This is a genomic window from Escherichia sp. KTE159 (assembly GCF_000408805.1).
GTDB classification, from domain to species: domain Bacteria; phylum Pseudomonadota; class Gammaproteobacteria; order Enterobacterales; family Enterobacteriaceae; genus Escherichia; species Escherichia marmotae.
In genome coordinates, this window is the sequence record NZ_KE137292.1 from 2,049,777 (window position 1) to 2,070,468 (window position 20,692).

The 20,692-nt window shown below is 50.3% G+C and carries 17 protein-coding genes; 5 read left to right on the forward strand and 12 right to left on the reverse strand.

Features of this window, described 5'->3' with window-relative positions; all coding sequences use genetic code 11:
- Positions 1 to 65: 65 nt before the first annotated feature.
- The 6 genes from mglC to folE form a co-directional block, all read right to left on the reverse strand.
- Complete coding sequence (mglC, locus tag A31E_RS11760; RefSeq protein ID WP_001275110.1) at positions 66 to 1,076, reverse strand: galactose/methyl galactoside ABC transporter permease MglC; 1,011 nt, start codon at positions 1,074 to 1,076, stop codon at positions 66 to 68.
- 15 nt (positions 1,077 to 1,091) lie between these two features.
- Positions 1,092 to 2,612 carry a galactose/methyl galactoside ABC transporter ATP-binding protein MglA gene (mglA, locus tag A31E_RS11755; protein ID WP_000255047.1) on the reverse strand — a complete coding sequence of 507 codons (1,521 nt, stop codon included), beginning with the start codon at positions 2,610 to 2,612 and terminating at the stop codon, positions 1,092 to 1,094.
- A 60-nt stretch (positions 2,613 to 2,672) separates the two neighbouring features.
- Complete coding sequence (gene mglB / locus A31E_RS11750; RefSeq protein ID WP_001036961.1) at positions 2,673 to 3,671, reverse strand: galactose/glucose ABC transporter substrate-binding protein MglB; 999 nt, start codon at positions 3,669 to 3,671, stop codon at positions 2,673 to 2,675.
- A 278-nt stretch (positions 3,672 to 3,949) separates the two neighbouring features.
- The gene (galS, locus tag A31E_RS11745) at positions 3,950 to 4,990 is read right to left on the reverse strand and encodes an HTH-type transcriptional regulator GalS (RefSeq protein ID WP_016248965.1); all 1,041 of its coding nucleotides are present in this window, start codon (positions 4,988 to 4,990) and stop codon (positions 3,950 to 3,952) included.
- Positions 4,991 to 5,131: 141 nt separating this feature from the next.
- The gene (yeiB, locus tag A31E_RS11740) at positions 5,132 to 6,289 is read right to left on the reverse strand and encodes a DUF418 domain-containing protein YeiB (protein WP_001516708.1); all 1,158 of its coding nucleotides are present in this window, start codon (positions 6,287 to 6,289) and stop codon (positions 5,132 to 5,134) included.
- A 16-nt stretch (positions 6,290 to 6,305) separates the two neighbouring features.
- A complete protein-coding gene (gene folE, locus A31E_RS11735; protein ID WP_001139613.1) occupies positions 6,306 to 6,974 on the reverse strand; it encodes a GTP cyclohydrolase I FolE in 669 nt (222 codons plus the stop codon).
- Positions 6,975 to 7,231: 257 nt separating this feature from the next.
- Here folE and yeiG point away from each other — a divergent pair, with 257 nt between their 5' ends.
- Positions 7,232 to 8,068: an S-formylglutathione hydrolase gene (gene yeiG / locus A31E_RS11730; RefSeq protein WP_016248966.1), complete on the forward strand. Its 837-nt coding sequence runs from the start codon at positions 7,232 to 7,234 to the stop codon at positions 8,066 to 8,068.
- A gap of 31 nt (positions 8,069 to 8,099) precedes the next feature.
- Here the strand turns inward: yeiG and cirA are convergent, their stop codons facing one another.
- From cirA to yieE, 3 genes are all read right to left on the reverse strand, one after another.
- Positions 8,100 to 10,091, reverse strand: coding sequence for a catecholate siderophore receptor CirA (gene cirA / locus A31E_RS11725; protein ID WP_016248967.1), 1,992 nt, complete (start codon positions 10,089 to 10,091; stop codon positions 8,100 to 8,102).
- Positions 10,092 to 10,382: 291 nt separating this feature from the next.
- The gene (gene lysP / locus A31E_RS11720; protein ID WP_000253267.1) at positions 10,383 to 11,852 is read right to left on the reverse strand and encodes a lysine-specific permease; all 1,470 of its coding nucleotides are present in this window, start codon (positions 11,850 to 11,852) and stop codon (positions 10,383 to 10,385) included.
- A 205-nt stretch (positions 11,853 to 12,057) separates the two neighbouring features.
- Entirely contained in the window at positions 12,058 to 12,939 is an 882-nt protein-coding gene (gene yieE / locus A31E_RS11715; RefSeq protein WP_000548304.1) for a DNA-binding transcriptional regulator YeiE, read from the reverse strand.
- A 98-nt stretch (positions 12,940 to 13,037) separates the two neighbouring features.
- On the opposite strand from yieE, the gene A31E_RS11710 reads away from it, so the two are divergent.
- From A31E_RS11710 to A31E_RS11700, 3 genes are all read left to right on the forward strand, one after another.
- Entirely contained in the window at positions 13,038 to 14,087 is a 1,050-nt protein-coding gene (locus A31E_RS11710) for a YeiH family protein (RefSeq protein WP_000182053.1), read from the forward strand.
- 73 nt (positions 14,088 to 14,160) lie between these two features.
- Positions 14,161 to 15,018, forward strand: coding sequence for a deoxyribonuclease IV (gene nfo, locus A31E_RS11705; RefSeq protein ID WP_000873880.1), 858 nt, complete (start codon positions 14,161 to 14,163; stop codon positions 15,016 to 15,018).
- A gap of 2 nt (positions 15,019 to 15,020) precedes the next feature.
- Positions 15,021 to 16,109: a sugar kinase gene (locus tag A31E_RS11700; protein ID WP_001064961.1), complete on the forward strand. Its 1,089-nt coding sequence runs from the start codon at positions 15,021 to 15,023 to the stop codon at positions 16,107 to 16,109.
- 106 nt (positions 16,110 to 16,215) lie between these two features.
- On the opposite strand, the gene A31E_RS11695 is transcribed toward A31E_RS11700, so the two are convergent.
- Together A31E_RS11695 and rihB are read right to left on the reverse strand one after the other, a co-directional pair.
- A complete protein-coding gene (locus tag A31E_RS11695) occupies positions 16,216 to 17,466 on the reverse strand; it encodes a NupC/NupG family nucleoside CNT transporter (RefSeq protein ID WP_000382959.1) in 1,251 nt (416 codons plus the stop codon).
- A 99-nt stretch (positions 17,467 to 17,565) separates the two neighbouring features.
- Positions 17,566 to 18,507, reverse strand: a complete 942-nt coding sequence (gene rihB / locus A31E_RS11690; RefSeq protein ID WP_000415437.1) for a ribosylpyrimidine nucleosidase — start codon at positions 18,505 to 18,507, stop codon at positions 17,566 to 17,568.
- A 129-nt stretch (positions 18,508 to 18,636) separates the two neighbouring features.
- On the opposite strand from rihB, the gene A31E_RS11685 reads away from it, so the two are divergent.
- Positions 18,637 to 19,335: a transcriptional regulator YeiL gene (locus tag A31E_RS11685; protein WP_000658566.1), complete on the forward strand. Its 699-nt coding sequence runs from the start codon at positions 18,637 to 18,639 to the stop codon at positions 19,333 to 19,335.
- A 71-nt stretch (positions 19,336 to 19,406) separates the two neighbouring features.
- Here A31E_RS11685 and A31E_RS11680 read toward each other — a convergent pair whose 3' ends face one another.
- Positions 19,407 to 20,657: a NupC/NupG family nucleoside CNT transporter gene (locus A31E_RS11680; protein WP_016248968.1), complete on the reverse strand. Its 1,251-nt coding sequence runs from the start codon at positions 20,655 to 20,657 to the stop codon at positions 19,407 to 19,409.
- Positions 20,658 to 20,692 lie beyond the last annotated feature (35 nt).

Below are 20,692 nucleotides of genomic sequence, written 5' to 3' on the forward strand. Positions count from 1 at the left end.
CCGACATTTGACACCAACTGCCGGATGCGGCGTAAACGTCGCATCCGGTAATGCCCAAATTCACATCACTTCTTACGCGCGTACTTCAGGGAATCCAGCGCCACGGCGAAGATAATGATCGCCCCTTTGATGATGTACTGCCAGTACGGGTTGACGCCGATATAGGTCAGACCGTAGTTGATGACCGTAAAGATAATGACCCCTGTCACCACGCCAATGACCGTACCCACGCCGCCGCTAAACGATACACCGCCCACCACGCACGCCGCGATAGCATCCAGTTCATACATAAAGCCGAGGTTGTTGGTGGCAGAGCCGATACGTCCGGCTTCTAACATCCCACCAAAGGCATAGAACACGCCAGACAGCGCATAAATCATCAGCAGATTCAGGCCGACGTTAACACCAGAAACTTTCGCCGCTTCCGGGTTGCCGCCAATAGCAAAAATATTCTTGCCGAAACGGGTTTTGTTCCACAGCACCCAGACAAACGCCACGGCAATCAGCGCGTAGAAGGTGATGTAAGATAGCCGGAAACTCCCCAGCGCAATAAACCCCTGGGCAAAGGTGGAGAAGCCGCTATCAAAACCGGAAATCGGTGACGCACCAACAAAGTCGTAATAGAGCGAGTTGATACCGTAGACGATAATCATCGTGCCGAGCGTGGTAATGAACGGCGTCACGTTGAGGTAAGCGATAATCAGACCGTTGATCAAACCGATAACCGCGCCAATGGCACAGACTATCAGAATAACCAGCGCAATCGGCATGGTCGCCATTTCGGGGAATACTTTGTTGGCGTTATCCATCGATTGTAACAAGGTAGCCGCCACCACCGCCGCCAGCCCTACCTGACGACCAGCAGAAAGGTCAGTTCCCTGGGTGACAATTAACCCTGCCACGCCGAGCGCGATAATAATACGCACCGATGATTGGGTAAGAATATTACTTAAGTTCAACAGACTTAAGAATGTTGGGTCCTGGAAAATAATAATAGCCAGCAAAACTAAAAGAACGACGTAAATACCACCTTCTTTCAGGTAAGTAAGAAAACTTTTCTTATTTAACGCACTCATGGGAAGCCCCTAATCTTAAAGGTGCAAAGACGCAAGACGCAGAATTTCGTTTTGCGTTGTTGTTTTTGTATCGACAATGCCGGAAACGAGACCATTGCTCATTACCAGAATACGGTCCGTTATCCCTAACAACTCTGGCATTTCAGAGGAGATAATAATTATCCCCTTGCCTTTTTTCGCCAGCTCGGCAATTAATTGATAAATTTCAAACTTCGCGCCAACATCAATGCCACGCGTCGGTTCGTCGAGCATTAATATTTCCGGTTGCGTTAGCAGCCAGCGCCCAATAATGACTTTTTGCTGATTACCGCCGGAGAGTGAACCAATTTGCGTACGATGACCCGGCGTTTTTACCCTCATCGAATCAATGACCCACTGGGTGTCGCTTTTCATCCGCGAATTATCCAGCAGCCCCACTTTGTTTTTGTAGTTGCGAATATTAGAAATTAACGAGTTAAAGCCAATATCCAGGTAAGCATAAATCCCCGTTGAGCGGCGCTCTTCGGTGACCAGCGCGAACCCATGGTTAATGGCTTCGTTGGCATTATGGTTATTAATCTTTTTGCCGTGCAGTGTAATGGTGCCGGAAGATTTCTCACGGATCCCAAACAAGGTTTCGACAATATCGGTACGTTTCGCACCTACCAGCCCGGCAATACCGAGGATCTCCCCTTTATGCAGATCAAACGAGACATCGCGAATTGACGGCTGACGCAGTGACGTCAGGTTACGCACTTCAAGGATCACTTCGCCAGGTTTGTTTTGCTTATCCGGGAAACGCTGATTAAGAGAACGGCCAACCATCATGGCGATGATCTTGTCCATCGTCAGCCCCGCCAGCGGCTCGGTAGCGATCCACTGTCCGTCGCGCAGTACGGTGACTTCATCACATAACTGGAATATCTCTTCCATTTTATGCGAGATATAGACAATACCGCAGCCGCGTTCTTTTAATTTACGAATAATGGTAAACAGATGATTGACTTCTTTTTCAGTTAATGAAGAAGTTGGTTCATCCATAATGACTATTTTCGCGTTATAGGAAAATGCTTTGGCGATTTCAATCATCTGCATTTGTGAAACGGATAACGTACCAACGCGCGCACGCGGATCGATATCAATATCCAGTTCGTCAAATATCGCTTTGGTTTCGCGGTACATTTTATCCTGGTCGACAAACATCCCTTTGGTGGGATATCGCCCCAACCACATGTTGTCCATGACCGAACGCTGTAATACCAGGTTTAACTCCTGGTGTACCATCGAAATACCATTTTCCAGGGCTTCTTTGGCTGAGTGAAAATCGATTTCCTTACCCTGGAATAAAATAGTGCCGGAGTCTTTTTGATAGATACCAAACAGGCATTTTAATAATGTCGATTTTCCTGCGCCATTCTCCCCCATTAACGCATGAATGGAGTGTGGTCGCACTTTTAAATTAACGTTATCAAGTGCCTTAACGCCTGGAAAAGACTTGTTGATACCGCTCATTTCCAACAAGTATTCTCCTGATGACGGAGTCGTTGAGCTGACCATATAATTTTACCTTGTTGGCCATACAATAAGGGCGCAGTGAATGACTGCGCCCAATCAGTCTTATTTCTTGCTGAATTCAGCCAGATTGTCTTTATCTACGCCAACATAAGGAACGCGGACAACTTTATTGTCGATTTTCCAGTTGGTGCCGTCAGCGGCTCCCTTGCCATCAGCCAGATTTTTCGCCAGATCAAAGGTCGCTTTCGCCTGGTTGTTAGCATCGTTCAGCACGGTGCCAGCCAGTGCACCAGATTTCACCAGTGCCAGAGCTTCTGGCAGCGCATCGACGCCAAACACCGGAATGCTGGACTTGTTGTGTGCTTTCAGAGCTTCAACCGCGCCCATTGCCATCGCATCGTTGTTTGCGATAACCACTTCGATTTTGTTGGCGTTCGGGCCAGACAGCCAGGCGTCCATCTTATCTTTCGCCTGAGCGGTATCCCACATTGCGGTATCTAACTGTAACTGTTCAGTTTTAATGCCTTTGTCGTTTAGCTCTTTGATGACATACGTAGTGCGCGCTTCTGCATCCGGATGACCCGGTTCGCCTTTCAGCAGTACGAACTGAATCTGACCGTCTTTGTTGAGATCCCAACCCTGATTTGCCGCCCAGTGTTTAGCAATCAAATCGCCCTGAATAATCCCGGATTCTTTCGAATCGGTGCCAACGTAGTAGGCTTTGTCGTAACTATCCAGCGCCTTACGGGAAGGTTCTTTATTGAAGAAAACGATTGGCACGTTTTGTCCGCGCGCTTTCTCAATCACCGTACCCGCAGCAGCCGGGTCAACCAGGTTGATTGCCAGCGCCTTCACCCCTTTCGCCAACAGCACGTCAATCTGATCGTTCTGCTTGGACTGATCATTCTGTGAATCATTCATCAGCAACTGGACGTCTGGCGCGGCTTTCGCATCTTGTTCGATAGCCTTACGCACTACAGACATAAAGTTATCGTCATATTTATAAATCGTCACACCAATACGGGTATCAGCAGCGTGTGCAGCGGCACCGAATAACATGCTGGCCATCACAGCAGACAGGGTTAACACCTTCTTATTCATGGTATCTCCGGTTTTTCTTATGCAGGGTAGTGCTTGAGATAAATGCTCGGCGGGGCAGTATGGTTAATGAAGTGTTACTGAACGCCGAAGCTCACGTTTTAAAATTCGTTCTTCCATGTCCGGTAACGCTCCAGAAAACAGCTTTAATTGTTGTTATGACGCTATACCTCGATAAAAGTGAATTTCCACTGTTACACATAGGTTACAACGTTAAAACGGTGCAATCATAACTACTGCATTGTTAACATACTGTGAAATTACTCACAGATTGAAAGCGGTTACATCGCGTGATTTGTTGAGTTAGTGATCGCCGCCGCATTCTGGCGTATAGCAACAGAATGACGACGCACTAACGTCGGCATAAAACAGTGACTGGCACGCAGATCAATGTTGCCTGCGGCCCCCTGTAATGCCAGTTCGGTGGCCATTTTCGCCATTGAAGCAATGGGATAACGTACGGTTGTTAACTGCGGGTCGGTGTAACGGGCGATGGGGATATCATCAAAACCGATGATCGAGAGATGTAACGGGATAGCAATACCATTGTCTTTTAACGCTGTCAGTGCGCCAGCGGCCATATTGTCGTTATAGGCGAACACCGCGGTGAGTTGCAGATTACGCCCCAGCAGTTCAACCATCGCAGCTTCGCCGCCGGGCATATCTGGCGTACCGGTGCCGATCCAACTCTCTGGCGGAATAATATCCTGCTCTTTCAGCGCGCTCATCCAACCGGCTTTGCGCATCGCGTCATCTTCAATACCGTGGCTGGAAGAAAGATAACCGATACGCTGATGACCGTTATTCAGTAACATGCGCGTCGCCATTCGGGCACCGCTGATATTATCCAGGCAAACGCAGCGATGGGCGTAACCCGGCACAACGCGATTGATTAACACCATGCCGGGAATGTTGTCCATAAACTGCACCAGTTCGTCGTCACTTAACGCTTTTGAGTGAACGATCAACGCATTACAACGCTGGCGGATTAACACCTCAATGGCGTGCCGCTCTTTTTCCGCTTCATGATAGCTATTGCCGATTAGCACATATTTCTGGTGTTGCTGGGCGACAAGATCAACGGCTTTCACCAGCGCACCGAAAAAGGCGTCGGAGACATCCATCACTACCACGCCAATAGTCTCGCTCACCTGAGTTGCCAGCGCCTGGGCATTGGCGTTTGGTCGGTAGTCCAACTCGCTCACTGCTTTCATAACCGCTTCACGCGTGTCCGCACTTACCAGAGCGCTGTTATTTAGCACCCGGGAAACCGTTGCCACAGAGACGCCAGCCTGACGCGCTACATCACGAATGGTGATCATATTCACTACCTGTTGTGAGATTGCAGTAAGTTACTGCTTGCTGGCGGCTATTTTGTCAGCACTGAATACAGGACTTCGTGAATCGAGTCACAGCAATGGAAACGGTTACAACCATTTTGTTAATGAATGTGATCCAGATCGTTATCTGGATGTTTTGGATAATGCAGGTCCGGCAGCGCGCAAGGTTAACTGACGCCATAACCATTCTACCGGCCCCTGGCGGAAGTAACGCAACCAGATAACAGAGAAAAGCAGATTCGCCAGCCATACTGGAATAACAAACACCAGCAGTTCCAGACGGTCAAACTGCATAAACAAACCGAGGTGGTAAAACAGTGTGGTACAAATCAGCGTTTGCAGCAGGTAGTTGGTCAGCGCCATCCGCCCAACGCAAGCAATCGCCAGCACCAGCTTAAAGCGGCTTAATTGCGGCCAAAAGCCGAACAGTAACGAGGCATAGCCAATCGCCTGAAATGGCGCACTCAGTTCTCGTGGCATCTGGAGTAAGAAGGCGCACCAGCGATATGCCCAGTCCAGCCGCCATTGTAGTGCGATAGCAGGAAGGTTAATCATCACCCCAATTGCCACCAGCACAAAACCGGTACGGCGATAGTGGCGCAGGCTGTACTGCCCTTTCAGCCAACCACTACGCATCAATGCCGCGCCAATCAACATCATCCCCGCCAGTTGCCAGCCATACTGCGCTCCCAGGGCCAGCAAACTGTTCCCTACCCCGTCGGCGCGGTTACTGATAGCTTCAACGCCGCCGTGAAGTTTCCAGTATTTTTCATACAAAATGGCGGATGCATCCGGTGTCCAGGCACGGCTGGTCTGGCTATCGGAAATCACCCCCAACAACAGCAAAACACCAAGCCCTATCAGATAAAGCATGACGCCGGTGTTAAACAGGCTTTTTACCGATGGCGCATCGCGCACCAGTCGCCAACTGATTAAGCCTACCAACCCGTAAGCCAGCAGGATATCGCCGTCCCAGAATAATAAACCGTGAATAAAGCCCAGCAAGACCAGCAGTGTTAGACGCGACTGGATCCAACGTCTGCCACGCGGCAGCAACATTTGCAGACCGGCACCAAACAGCAACGCAAAAAGCGTGAGGAATTTCACCTGGCCGATAAGATCGAGAAAAGCCCAGCTCCAGGCATCCTGCGGTGTAATGGTGCCGTACCAGGCGGGATTGAGATAAGCCGCCTTTGGGAGTCCAAAGGCGCTGATGTTGAGAAGCAGGATCCCCAGAATGGCGACGCCGCGAACAAAATCGAGCGTGACGTTGCGCTCCATGGTTCCTGCCTTTTAATCAGTTGTGATGACGCACAGCGCGCAAAAATTCGTGGCGCGTATTCTGACTGGATTTGAACAAACCACCGAGGGAAGTCGTTGTCGTGGCGCTGGTCGCGTCGCGAATACCACGCGCTTTTACGCAGTAATGCACCGCGTCGATAGAGACCGCCACGTTATTGGTGCCCAGCAGCGTTTGTAGCGCAATGAGAATTTGCTGGGTCAGACGTTCCTGTACCTGCGGACGCTGGGCAAAGAACTGCACAATGCGGTTAATTTTCGACAGGCCGATGACCGAATCTTTCGGGATGTAGGCCACCGTCGCTTTGCCATCAATAGTGACAAAATGGTGTTCACAAGTGCTGGTCAGGGTGATATCGCGCACGGTGACCATTTCATCGACCTTCATTTTATTTTCAATGAGGGTGATTTTCGGGAAGTTGGCGTAATCCAGACCGGAGAAAATTTCATCGACATACATTTTGGCGATGCGATGCGGCGTTTCCATCAAACTGTCATCAGCCAGGTCGAGATTCAATAACTGCATGATTTCGGTCATATGACCGGCAATAAGGCTTTTGCGCGTTTCGTTATCCATTTCATGCACGGGCGGGCGTAGCGGTGTTTCAAGTCCTCGCGCAACCAACGCTTCATGAACCAGGGCCGCTTCTTTACTGAGTGATGGCATTTATGATTTCTCCTGCAGGTGTGACGCCTCCGCCCTGCGTGGGGGCAAAGTTATTAAGCTGATTCGCAGCCTGATTATTGTGCGTGAGGTGGCGCACATAATCCAGTATTCACAGCGATAATTATTGTAATTGCCGCTGCCTTTCAGCCGTAGATGTTAAAACATCGTTATGCATATGCGGAAGTGAAAGTTACTCACAACACACTGAATAAACGGTATGATGAAAAAATTGCAAACAACATAACAAGGAGCCACGCATGGAAATGCTCGAAGAGCATCGCTGTTTTGAAGGCTGGCAGCAACGCTGGCGACATGACTCCAGTACCTTAAACTGCTCGATGACGTTCAGTATCTTTCTCCCACCGCCCCGCGATAACGCCCCGCCGCCGGTGCTGTACTGGCTTTCAGGCTTAACCTGTAATGATGAAAACTTCGCCACCAAAGCAGGTGCCCAGCGCATGGCGGCAGAACTGGGGATTGTACTGGTAATGCCAGACACCAGCCCGCGTGGCGAACATGTTGCCAATGACGACGGCTATGATTTAGGCCAGGGTGCCGGGTTTTATCTTAACGCCACGCAACCGCCGTGGGCGGCACATTACCGGATGTATGATTATCTGCGTGATGAATTACCAGCACTGATTCAGTCGCAATTTAACGTCAGCAATCGCTGTGCCATCAGCGGCCATTCGATGGGAGGTCATGGTGCTCTGATTATGGCGCTGAAAAATCCGGGCAAATATACCAGCGTTTCCGCCTTTGCGCCGATTGTGAATCCGTGCAGCGTTCCGTGGGGAATCAAAGCATTTAGCACCTATCTGGGTGAGGATAAAAATGACTGGGTGGCATGGGACAGTTGTGCGCTGATGTACGCCAGCAATGCGCAGGATGCGATCCCGACGCTGATTGATCAGGGTGATAACGATCAGTTTCTTGCCGACCAGTTACAACCCGCCGTGTTGGCAGAAGCCGCGCGCCAGAAAGCGTGGCCGATGACGCTGCGTATTCAGCCGGGTTATGATCACAGCTATTACTTCATTGCTTCTTTTATAGAGGATCATCTGCGCTTCCATGCGCAGTATTTACTGAAGTGACAGTCCGCCCGGTTCGCCGGGCATCTTCTCATCAGAAGCGATAATCCACCGCCATAAAGTAACGACGTCCGTCTTCGTTATAGCTGTAGTCATCACGGCTGAGATCTTTATCTGTCAGGTTCAGCACGCCCGCGCGCAGTTTGACGTCTTTGGTCACCTGCCATGCCGCACCGGTATTCCAGATCGTATAGCCACCCGGCGTTTTAGCCGTATCGCTATCGGCACGTTTCTGCCCGGTATAATGAGCAGAAACATAGAATGACCAGTCTTCCAGCACCAGTGGTTTCCAGTCCAGCGTACCGTTGGCGGTATGGAACGGCAGATCGGAAAGCGGTTTGTTTTCACCATTACTGACATCACGACCATCGTTATAGGTGTAGTTGAGTGACAGTTTCCATTCGTCACTGAACGGGATTTTCAACTCGGTTTCCACGCCCTGAATGCGCGCTTTGTTAACGTTGTAGTAGCTGAATACCGGTACACGTCGACCATTAGCCCCGGTTTCAAAACCTACAAAGTTCTGGTAGCCCGGTGCAGCGTTGACGTCGGACGTGCGGCTGATACTGATGCGATCTTTCACATCGTTACGGAAAACAGTCACGCTGGATTCAACGCCTTCCAGCCAGCCTTCTTCCCCCATGTAGTAAAGCCCCAGCTCCCAACTTTCGCTGGTTTCTGGCTTCAGATCCGGGCTACCAACAATCTTACATGCGCCACGGCAGGAATTAGTCGTCCAGTCAGAGCTAAGTTGCAGTAAAGAAGGTGCTTTAAAAGCCGTCGCCCAGCCGCCTTTCACCGTTACGGTATCGGTGGCGTTATAGACCAGATAGGCACGCGGGCTCCAGTGATCGCCGTAGGTTTCGTGATCGTCCATACGCACGCCGGTCGTCAGCGCCAGCGGCTCGAAGATCCGCCATTCGTCTTCCACAAACAGTGCATACTGGCTGGCAGATGTTTTGGTGCTGGTGCCGCCGGTCAGGTTTACCGCATCGCTAAGTTTGTCGTGACGCCATTCACCGCCGACCGTGACAAACTGATTAATCGCCGTCAGCGGTAACGTGTATTTGCCATCAACAGTATTACTTTCTGAGGTAATCGGGCTGCTGTTACCAGGGTTTTTGTTTTCGACTTTCTCGCCATAGTATTTCAGCTCACTGGTGCCATAATCCCAGCGACCATTATGGCTGACAGAGTAGTTCTGGCGTTCCAGGCGGTTTTTGTCCAGCGAGTCGGAATCACGATCCTGGCGGTCGAAACCGTAACCAGCGGTAAAATCGTGATTTTGATTCGGCGTCCAGGCAAATTCGACATTGCCATCGCGGCTGGAGAATCCTTCAATGCGCGGCGTTTCTCCGCTATCGGTGGTGGTTGAGTTCTGCGGGTCATCCTTTTCACGTTTCGCCAGGCTGCCGTAGGCTTTCATTCCCAGCACGCCGTCAATTAGTGGCCCACTGGTAAAAAACTGACCGTTGTAGGTGTCGCCGCGATCGCGATGTTCCTGAATGGTGGTATCGACCGTAACGGTTCCTGACCATTTCTGGCCAATTTTTTTGGTGATAATGTTGACCACGCCGCCGAGCGCATCAGAACCATATAACGAGGACATCGGGCCACGTACCACTTCAATACGTTCGATGGAATCAACCGGGATCCAATTCAGATCGAAGTCATTATGACGGAAGACAGCATTGCGGGAGTTCACGCGTTTACCATCGACAAGAATCAGGGTATAGCTGCTGTCCAGACCACGAATGCTGACGCCCTTGCGATTGTCCCCTTCGTTAGTCAGTTGTACGCCTGGCACTTCTTTGAGGACATCTTTCAGGTTCTGTACCGGTTTACGCTGCAAGTCTTCCTGGGTAATGACGCTGATACTGGCAGGTGCGTCTTTGAGGTTTTGTTCAACGGAAGAGGCGGTGACAACCATCGTTTCGCCATCATCATCAACCGCTAACACAGGCCATGCACAAGAAATCGCGGACAAACACAGCCCGACCCGTACGAAGGGGTTCAACCTAAACATTCCATATCTCCATGAGGTAACTACGAAAATAAAATGGGTTATCGCTCACATCTTCTTCACGTCCTCTTGCGCACGGCAGCATCGCAGTGGACTTTTTTTGTATGCAGGTGATCATCCCAGAGCGCCTGAACAGCCTCTGATTTGTCAGCCTTTTTCATTTCGCGTAACAATAATGCAAACGATAACAATTATCAATTCAATTGTTAAATTTTATATACGTATGATTTATATGGGAAATAGAATTGAAAAAGCCCTCTCAGGTGAGAGGGCTTAATAAGGAAGAGATAACGCTTATTTATTGTCGTTCTGTGGGAACTTCATTTCGCTGTAACGCACGAAGTGAGTTCCTTTAATCAACTTGTAACCAAACCAGATGGCCAGGAACAGCGGGATACCGATATACGTTGCCGCTACGCCGCCCCAGTCGATGGTATCTTTCAGGAACGCTTCGTAGTTCTGGCCCAGAGTGATAATCAGGCACAGCACAAAGGCGAAGATCGGTCCCAGCGGGAAGAAGCCCGAACGATACGGCAGGTCGTTAATATCGTGTCCCTGCAATACATAGCCGCGACGGAAACGATAGTGACTGATAGCAATCCCCAGCCAGGCGATAAAGCCGGTCATCCCGGAGGTATTCAGCAGCCACAGATACACCGTCTGGTTACCAAACATGGAGGTCAGGAAGCACAGACCGGCAATCACCGTCGTGGCATATAGCGCATTACGTGGTACACCGCCGCGCGACAGTTTAGAGAAAATACGCGGCGCTTTGCCATCGCACGCCAGGGTGTACAGCATACGGGTAGACGCGTACATACCGGAGTTACCCGCTGACAGTACTGCTGTCAGAATAACCGCGTTCATCACCGCCGCCGCAGAAAGCAGTCCTGCGTGCTGGAACACCAGCGTGAACGGGCTGACGCTGATGTCTTTCACATCATTGCGTAACAGACTTGGATCGGTGTACGGAATGATCAAGCTGATGATCAGGATCGCGAATACATAGAACAGCAGAATTCGCCAGAACACCTGACGTACCGCACGCGGAATATTTTTCCCCGGCTCTTCAGATTCACCCGCCGCAATACCAATCAGTTCGGTTCCCTGGAAGGAGAAGCCGACAATCATCGCCACACCGATCATCGCCGCAAAACCACCGGCAAACGGTGCCTCGCCTATCGTCCAGTTACTCCAGCCAGCAGGCTGTGCACCTTTGAAGATACCGAAAATCATCATCACGCCAACGGCGATAAAGATAATCACGGTCGTAACTTTGATCAGTGAGAACCAGTACTCCGCTTCACCAAAGCCTCTGACCGAAATGTAATTCAGCAGGAAGATAACGCCGAGGAACAGCGCACTCCAGATCCAACCAGGGACATCCGGGAACCACCAGCTCATTACCAACTGCGCGGCCACCAGATCAACAGCGATAGTTACCGCCCAGTTGTACCAGTAGTTCCAGCCCAGCGCGAAGCCAAAGCCCTCTTCTACATAGTTCTGACCGTAAGTCGCAAACGAACCAGAAACTGGCATATACGCCGCCAGTTCGCCAAGACTGGTCATCAGGAAGTAGACCATCAGGCCAATCAAAATATACGAGAGCAGCGCCCCGCCCGGACCTGCCTGAGAAATCGTTGCGCCAGAGGCAACAAAAAGACCCGTACCGATGGAGCCACCAATGGCAATCATCGTCAGGTGACGCGCCTTTAATTCACGGCGTAAGCCCGGCGCTTCTGTGGTTTTAGTTTCGGAAACCATACGAAAATGCTATCCATCATTAAAAATGAGGCGCGATTGTAGCAGACGATTTGCAATCCTTCCGATAGAAATGCGCTTTTATAAGAGACCTTCATGATCGCCCAGGAATTATAAGTAAAGCAGCCAATCTCTTTTCTGGCGAATGCCTGACGCTGGCGCTGCGTCACGAAATCGACACAGCGCCAGCATGTTCCTGTACAGCAACTTAACGCGGTAAATTGGCAGGATTGCAGTAGTCCAGAAAGCGCATTAACGCGTTGGAAAGGTGTTTTTGCCGATGATGAATACGCCACAGCGTGCGCATCAGGCGCGGCAGCGGGACAGCAACTTCACGTAAAGAGCCAGCCTGTAATTGCTCTTCAATCACCCGTCGCGACAGGCAGCTAATCCCCAGTCCGTGACGCACCGCATGTTTGATGGCCTCGGAGTTTCCCAACTCCATCGCCATCTCAAACTTCGGCAGATGCGACAGTAACAGATAGTCGACAATCTCCCGCGTACCAGAACCGCGTTCACGCAGGATCCACGGTGCGGCAGCAAGCTGTTCTAAGGTGACCGGACCATGAGCAAGCGGCGAGGTTGGCGAGGCGAAAACCACCAGTTCGTCTTCCAGCCAAGGTTCAGAAATGATTTCAGTGCTGTGGCACGGCCCTTCAATAAAGCCAATATCAACGCGGAAATCCAGCACCGCCTGCATCACGTCCTGGCTGTTACCAACGCTAAGTTCAATCGGCAACTGCGGGTAATCATGGCGATAACGGGCGATAACAGCGGGTAAAATGTAATTGCCGATGGTGCTACTGGCATAGACACGAATCGCGCCGTTGTCTTCGCGAAACAGTTGTTCAATTTCAACAGCCTGTTCCAGCAGCGCCAGCGCGCGCGGATAAAGCAGCCGTCCGTGTTCATTAACAACCAGTCTTTTCCCCACGCGATCAAACAGTTGCACGCCAAGCTGCCCTTCCAGGTCGGTCAAGGCTGCGCTCACTGCTGATTGCGACAACGCCAGCATCACCGACGCCTGGGTGGTGGATCCACTTTTCAATACTTCTGCAAAAACTTCCAACTGTCGGAGGGTGATGTGCATAGTCGCTTACCACTTATAAAGATTAATTATAAATATATAATCAATTTTATTTTTAAACCAGTTAGACGTAACCTTATGCCCGGTTAAAGGAGAGGGTTATGACGAATATCACCTTACAGAAACAACATCGTACACTGTGGCATTTTATTCCGGGGTTAGCCCTGAGTGCAGTTATCACCGGGGTCGCCCTGTGGGGTGGTTCCATTCCCGCCGTTGCGGGTGCCGGGTTTAGTGCCCTCACCCTCGCAATCTTGTTGGGGATGGTTTTAGGCAACACCATCTATCCGCACATCTGGAAAAGCTGTGACGGTGGCGTGCTGTTTGCCAAGCAATATTTATTACGTCTGGGTATCATTCTTTATGGCTTCCGTCTGACGTTCTCGCAAATTGCCGATGTCGGTATCAGTGGGATCATCATTGACGTGCTGACGCTGTCCAGTACCTTCCTGCTGGCTTGCTTCCTGGGGCAGAAAGTGTTTGGCCTGGATAAGCACACCAGTTGGTTGATTGGTGCCGGTAGCAGTATTTGTGGTGCCGCTGCAGTACTGGCAACTGAGCCGGTAGTGAAAGCGGAAGCCAGTAAAGTAACCGTGGCTGTTGCAACCGTTGTTATCTTCGGGACCGTCGCGATTTTCCTCTACCCGGCGATATATCCGCTGATGTCTCAATGGTTTAGCCCGGAAACTTTCGGTATCTACATTGGTTCTACTGTGCACGAAGTGGCGCAGGTGGTGGCGGCAGGTCATGCCATCAGCCCGGATGCAGAAAACGCAGCAGTTATTTCCAAAATGCTGCGCGTGATGATGCTGGCCCCGTTCCTTATTCTGCTGGCTGCACGTGTTAAACAGCTATCTGGGGCGAACAGCGGCGAGAAAAGCAAAATCACCATTCCGTGGTTTGCCATCTTGTTCATCGTAGTTGCCATCTTTAACTCGTTCCACCTGTTACCGCAGAGCGTGGTGAACATGCTGGTAACGCTGGATACCTTCCTGCTGGCAATGGCGATGGCGGCGCTGGGTCTGACCACTCACGTCAGCGCGCTGAAAAAAGCCGGGGCGAAACCTCTGCTGATGGCACTGGTACTGTTTGCCTGGCTGATTGTTGGTGGTGGTGCAATTAACTATGTGATTCAAAGCGTCATCGCATAAACCACTACATCTTGCTCCTGTTAACCCGCTATGATTACCGTTTTCCTCCAGCGGGTTTAACAGGAGTCCTCGCATGAAATACATTGGAGCGCACGTTAGTGCTGCTGGCGGTCTGGCAAATGCCGCAATTCGCGCCGCCGAAATCGACGCAACCGCGTTTGCCTTGTTCACCAAAAATCAACGTCAGTGGCGTGCTGCACCGCTCACGACGCAAACCATCGATGAATTCAAAGCCGCCTGCGAAAAGTATCACTACACGTCGGCGCAAATTCTTCCCCACGACAGTTATCTGATTAACCTTGGCCATCCGGTCGCAGAAGCCCTGGAAAAGTCGCGCGATGCGTTTATAGATGAAATGCAGCGTTGCGAACAACTGGGTCTCTCTTTGCTCAACTTCCACCCCGGTAGTCACCTGATGCAAATTTCAGAAGAGGATTGCCTGGCGCGCATTGCCGAATCCATCAACATTGCGCTGGATAAAACACAAGGTGTGACGGCGGTGATTGAAAATACTGCCGGTCAGGGCAGCAACTTAGGATTTAAGTTCGAACATCTCGCGGCGATTATTGACGGCGTGGAAGATAAATCCCGCGTCGGCGTTTGCATTGATACCTGCCATGCTTTTGCTGCCGGATATGATTTGCGTACCCCTGCCGAATGCGAGAAAACGTTCGCAGATTTTGCCCGTATTGTCGGCTTTAAGTATCTGCGCGGGATGCACCTCAACGATGCGAAAAGCACCTTTGGTAGCCGCGTCGACCGCCATCACAGTCTTGGTGAAGGTAATATTGGCCATGATGCTTTCCGCTGGATCATGCAGGATGATCGCTTCGACGGTATTCCGCTGATCCTCGAAACCATTAACCCGGATATCTGGGCGGAAGAAATCGCCTGGCTGAAAGCGCAACAAACTGAAAAAGCGGTAGCCTGAAAATGAATAACCGGGAGAAGGAGATCCTTGCAATTTTGCGGCGTAACCCGCTGATCCAGCAGAATGAAATTGCTGATATGCTGCAAATCAGCCGTTCGCGCGTAGCGGCGCATATTATGGATTTAATGCGCAAAGGCCTGATTAAAGGCAAAGGTTACATTCTCACCGAGCAGGAATACTGTGTGGTGGTGGGGACAATCAATATGGATATTCGCGGGATGGCGGATATCCGTTATCCGCAAGCGGCCTCTAATCCCGGTACAATTCATTGCTCGGCTGGCGGCGTCGGGCGCAATATCGCCCACAATCTGGCACTACTGGGCCGTGACGTGCATTTACTCTCGGTGATTGGCGATGACTTTTATGGCGAAATGCTCTTAGAAGAGACGCGCCGTGCCGGAGTGAATGTCTCAGGCTGCGTTCGTTTACACGGTCAAAGTACGTCAACGTATCTCGCGATTGCCAATCAAGACGATGAAACCGTGCTGGCGATAAACGATACCCATCTTCTGGATCAATTGACGCCGCAATTACTGAACGGGTCGCGTGATTTACTTCGCCATGCGGGCGTGGTACTGGCTGATTGTAACCTGACTGCTGAGGCGCTGGAGTGGGTCTTTACCCTTGCCGATGAAATTCCGGTGTTTGTCGATACCGTTTCGGAATTTAAAGCAGGAAAAATCAAACACTGGCTGGCACATATTCACACCCTGAAACCGACTTTGCAGGAACTGGAAATTTTATGGGGACAGGCGATCACCAGCGATGCTGACCGTAATGCCGCAGTGAATGCGTTGCATCAGCAAGGTGTTCAGCAACTGTTTGTTTATTTGCCCGATGAGTCAGTTTATTGCAGCGAAAAGGATGGCGAGCAATTTTTACTGACTGCACCAAAACATACGACGGTAGACAGTTTTGGCGCCGACGATGGTTTTATGGCGGGACTGGTGTATAGCTTTCTGGAAGGAAGCAGTTTTCGCGATAGCGCCCGTTTTGCGATGGCCTGCGCGGCAATTTCGCGCGCCAGCGGCAACATAAACAACCCTACTCTGTCTGCCGATAACGCGCTTTCATTAGTGCCAATGGTGTAACAATGTTGCCGGATGCGACGCTTGACGCGTCTTATCCGGCCTACAAATCAGGCAATTTCAGCAAGTAAATGTAGGCCTGATAAGCTTGCGCATCAGGCAATGACACTCAAGCGAAACCAATAAAGAACCCGGCAATGGTCGCACTCATCAGGTTGGAGAGCGTCGCCGCCGCCAGCGCCCGTAAACCAAGTTGGGCGATTTCCGGCGCACGGTGCGGCGCAACCGCAGAAAATGCCCCAACCACCACGCCGATAGAACCAAAGTTAGCGAAACCGCACAGCGCAAAAGAAATAATCGCTACGGTTTTAGCATCCAGAGTGCCTGCGGTTTGCAAATACGGTGAGAAACTCAGGTAAGCGACAAATTCGTTAATCGCCAGTTTCTGCCCAATCAAACTTCCCGCAAGGTTGGCATCACTCCAGTCAACCCCCATCACCCACGCCAGCGGAGCCAGCAGGTAACCTAAAATGGACTCCAGCGAGGCATTTTCAAAACCAAACCAACCGCTAACACCGCCGATAATACCGTTAATCAACGCAATGATGGCGACAAATGCCATCACCACAGTCGCTACACCTGCGGCGATTTTCAGCCCGGTCATTGCCCCTGTAGCAGCGGCTTCAATAATGCTTTTTGGCGGTGTTTCGGTGAAAGAGAGGTTATTAAAGGAAACTTGCGAAGATTCCGTAGCCGGGCTTAACAAGCGAGCAAACAAGATCCCGCCGGGGATCGCCATTAACGATGCCGCCAGCAGATATTCCACTGGCACGCCCAGTGCAGCGTACCCAATCATCGTCGAACCGGCAATTGAGGCCATGCCACTACAAATCGCCGTAAATAATTCATTGCGATTCAGACGATCAATAAATGGCTTCACGATCGCCGGAATTTCGTTTTGCCCGAGGAAAATGGTGGTGACAGCAACAAATGACTCAATCTTGCTGATATGTAAAGCTTTCTGGAATATACCGCCAAGAATACGAATTAAGATCCCCATCACGCCAATGTAGTAAAGAATACTCACCAGTGCAGTAACGAAGATAATTGCCGGTAATACCCTGAAACCAAAGATAAATCCTGCGCCATCAAACAGGGTGTCCATTTTCGGCCCAACCAGAGAACCGAAGATGAAGGCACTACCCGCATCGCTGTACGCCATCACTTTATGGACACCAAAAGCGACCTTTTCTGCAACCCAACGTCCAGGCGGAAGCCAAAGCATAATACCGCCAATCACGACCTGTAATACCAGCGCCGCGCCGACGGTTCTCAGGCTGATCTTCTTCTTATTCACCGACAGCAAAAACGCAATCGTCAGCAATACCACCATTCCCAGAACACTTCTCATGACATCCATAGTTATTATCTCTTCATGTCATTTTGGGCGACGGCTTTCTGCCCATTATAAATAGCCGGGCTTGCACCTTGCGATACAGGCCCGACTTGCTATCAACACTTAATGGGTTTTGATGTAGCCGCGAACGCATTCTTCGACTAATCCCCAGAACCAGTCGGTATCAATTGTGATGCCGACTTTGGTATTAGCGGGCTTACCGAGAACACCCAGTTCGTCGCAGACGGTACGCCCGTAACAAGGGCCGCTGTTGACGTCTACTTCGACATACATTTCCTGGGTTTTAATGCCATCAGGGTTAATCAGATAGCCAATGCAGGTGGCGTCATGCACCGGGCCACCAGCCAGACCATAATTTTCGAACTGAGTTTTGAGGGTGAAATTCATGATGTCACTGAACAGTTCACCGGCAGGGCCACCTGCCCTTTCCATCCGCGCAATCACATCCGGGGTGCAAACGGTCTGGTTAGTGAGATCGAGGCCCATCATCACCAACGGAACGCCGGAGGTGAACACTACGCGTGCGGCTTCCGGATCAGCAAAGATGTTGAACTCGGCAGACGGCGTAAAGTTACCTGTACCGTAAGCGCCGCCCATTAGCACAATTTCACGGATTTTCGGCAGAATTGCAGGCTGCATCCGCATTGCCACCGCGATGTTTGAAAGTGGACCAACCGGCACCAGAGTGATATCGCCATCGCTTGCCATCAGGGTATCGATGATGTATTTCACCGCATGGGTGCTTTCAGCTTTACGGGTCAGCGGCTCGAATACCGGGCCATCCAGTCCGGTTTCACCGTGAATATTATCGGCAACGATTTGTTTGCGCATAATCGGCTGCGGCATCCCCGCATAAACCGGAACATTAATCTCCAGTTTCTGACAAACATTCAGACCATTAATTAATGTCTTATTGAGGGTTTGATTACCGGCCACAATGGTAATACCTAATAAATCAATCGCCGGATGTTTCGCTGCCATCATTATTGCAATAGCGTCATCATGACCCGGATCACAATCCAGGATAATTTTTCTTTTTTCCATTGTTTATTCCCTCTGTTTCAAGTTGCGTTATTTTTTCTACAGCAAAGAAAATTCAATCGGGCCGATAATTGAATCTTAACAACAGCGTACGTATGCTAAATATGAGAAATCTCATAGCGGGTAAACATCGTGAAAGAAATCCACAATAATGATCTTAAGCAGCAATTAATTGACGAATCCGCATTTAAGGTGTGCTTTGCAACGGATGTTTCAGTGGACACTCGGCTGTTTCATTTTTTAGCGCGTGACTACATTGTGCAGGAAGGACAACAGCCGTCATGGCTGTTTTACCTGACGCGAGGCCGCGCCAGACTCTACGCCACGCTTGCTAATGGTCGGGTGTCGCTGATCGATTTCTTTGCCGCCCCCTGTTTTATTGGCGAGATTGAGTTAATCGATAAAGACCATAAACCGCGCGCGGTGCAGGCTATTGAAGAGTGTTGGTGTATTGCGCTTCCCATGAAAAATTACCGTCCGCTGTTATTAAACGACACACTATTTTTACGAAAACTCTGCGTCACCTTAAGCCATAAAAATTATCGCAATATTGTTTCCTTAACTCAGAATCAATCATTTCCGTTAGTGAATCGCCTGGCCGCATTTATATTACTCTCGCAGGAAGGTGATCTTTATCACGAAAAGCATACCCAGGCGGCAGAGTATCTGGGTGTTTCTTATCGACATCTGTTATATGTTCTCGCACAATTCATTCACGATGGTTTATTAATTAAAAATAAGAAAGGATATTTAATTAAAAACAGAAAGCAGTTGTTAGAGCTGGCGCGGGAGATGGACCCGGAGAATAAACTCTCCGGGATGATGCAGTAAAAATTATTTGAATGCTGCGTGATTGCCGGATGCGACGCTTGATGCGTATTATCCGGCCTACGAATCGAGCATTACGCCAGACCAATAAAGAACCCGGCAATTGTCGCACTCATCAGGTTGGAGAGCGTCGCGGCTGCCAGCGCCCGTAAACCAAGCTGAGCGATTTCGGGCGCACGTTTTGGCGAAATAGCCGAGAACGCCCCAACGACAACACCGATAGAGCCGAAGTTAGCAAAACCACAAAGCGCAAAGGAGATAATCGCCACGGTCTTCACGTCCAGCGTGCCGCCCGTTTGCAGATAGGGCGAGAAACTCAGGTAAGCGACAAATTCATTAATCGCCAGTTTCTGCCCAATCAAACTCCCCGCAAGGTTGGCATCACTCCAGTCAACCCCCATGATCCACGCCAGCGGTGCCAGCACATAGCCAAAAATACTTTCCAGAGAGGCATTGGCAAAACCAAACCAGCCGCCAATACCGCCGATAATGCCATTGATCAGCGCAATAATTGCGACAAATGCCATTACTACCGTCGCCACACCTGCGGCGATTTTCAACCCGGTCATCGCACCGTTCGCCGCCGCTTCGATAAAGCTTTTTGGCGGCGTCTCGCTGAATGACAGGTTTTCAAATGTCACCTGCGAAGATTCCGTCGCCGGGCTAAGAATACGCGCAAACAAGATCCCGCCAGGGATAGCCATCAGCGATGCTGCTAACAGATAGTCAATCGGCACGCCCATTCCGGCATAACCAATCATCATCGAACCGGCAATAGATGCCATGCCGCTACAAATTGCGGTAAACAACTCGTTGCGATTCATGCGATCAATAAACGGTTTAACGATCGCCGGGATCTCATTTTGCCCGAGGAAAATGGTGGTGACCGCAACAAATGATTCGATTTTGCTGATGTTAAGGGCTTTCTGAAAGATACTACCAAGAATACGGATCAGCAGTCCCATCACACCAATGTAGTACAGCAAACTGATGAGTGCGGTAACGAAAATAATCGCCGGAAGTACGCGAAAGGCGAAAATAAAGCCTGCGCCATCAAACAGGACATCCATTTTCGGCCCCACCAGCGAGCCAAAAATGAAGGCGCTGCCGGCGTCACTGTAGGACATGACTTTATGTACGCCTAACGCCGCCTGCTCTACCGCCCATTTTCCCGGCGGAAAATAGAGCATAACGCCGCCAATGGCGATTTGCAGCAGCAGCGCGGCACCTACGGTGCGTAAACTGATGCTTTTTTTATTCACTGACAACAAAAACGCGATTGCCAGCAATACCACCATCCCCACAACACTTCTCATTATATCCATAATGATTTCCCTTCATGCCAGTAAACCCGGCGTCA

What these genes read in the sequence shown, in the direction of transcription:
- galS (WP_016248965.1), bottom strand. Translation starts at nt 4,990, where the DNA reads ATGATCACCATTCGTGATGTAGCGCGTCAGGCTGGCGTCTCTGTGGCA.
- yieE (WP_000548304.1), bottom strand. Translation starts at nt 12,939, where the DNA reads ATGCACATCACCCTCCGACAGTTGGAAGTTTTTGCAGAAGTATTGAAA.
- folE (WP_001139613.1), bottom strand. Translation starts at nt 6,974, where the DNA reads ATGCCATCACTCAGTAAAGAAGCGGCCCTGGTTCATGAAGCGTTGGTT.
- cirA (WP_016248967.1), bottom strand. Translation starts at nt 10,091, where the DNA reads ATGTTTAGGTTGAACCCCTTCGTACGGGTCGGGCTGTGTTTGTCCGCG.
- mglA (WP_000255047.1), bottom strand. Translation starts at nt 2,612, where the DNA reads ATGGTCAGCTCAACGACTCCGTCATCAGGAGAATACTTGTTGGAAATG.
- A31E_RS11695 (WP_000382959.1), bottom strand. Translation starts at nt 17,466, where the DNA reads ATGGATGTCATGAGAAGTGTTCTGGGAATGGTGGTATTGCTGACGATT.
- lysP (WP_000253267.1), bottom strand. Translation starts at nt 11,852, where the DNA reads ATGGTTTCCGAAACTAAAACCACAGAAGCGCCGGGCTTACGCCGTGAA.
- A31E_RS11700 (WP_001064961.1), top strand. Translation starts at nt 15,021, where the DNA reads ATGAATAACCGGGAGAAGGAGATCCTTGCAATTTTGCGGCGTAACCCG.
- yeiB (WP_001516708.1), bottom strand. Translation starts at nt 6,289, where the DNA reads ATGGAGCGCAACGTCACGCTCGATTTTGTTCGCGGCGTCGCCATTCTG.
- A31E_RS11680 (WP_016248968.1), bottom strand. Translation starts at nt 20,657, where the DNA reads ATGGATATAATGAGAAGTGTTGTGGGGATGGTGGTATTGCTGGCAATC.
- A31E_RS11710 (WP_000182053.1), top strand. Translation starts at nt 13,038, where the DNA reads ATGACGAATATCACCTTACAGAAACAACATCGTACACTGTGGCATTTT.
- mglC (WP_001275110.1), bottom strand. Translation starts at nt 1,076, where the DNA reads ATGAGTGCGTTAAATAAGAAAAGTTTTCTTACTTACCTGAAAGAAGGT.
- rihB (WP_000415437.1), bottom strand. Translation starts at nt 18,507, where the DNA reads ATGGAAAAAAGAAAAATTATCCTGGATTGTGATCCGGGTCATGATGAC.
- mglB (WP_001036961.1), bottom strand. Translation starts at nt 3,671, where the DNA reads ATGAATAAGAAGGTGTTAACCCTGTCTGCTGTGATGGCCAGCATGTTA.
- yeiG (WP_016248966.1), top strand. Translation starts at nt 7,232, where the DNA reads ATGGAAATGCTCGAAGAGCATCGCTGTTTTGAAGGCTGGCAGCAACGC.
- nfo (WP_000873880.1), top strand. Translation starts at nt 14,161, where the DNA reads ATGAAATACATTGGAGCGCACGTTAGTGCTGCTGGCGGTCTGGCAAAT.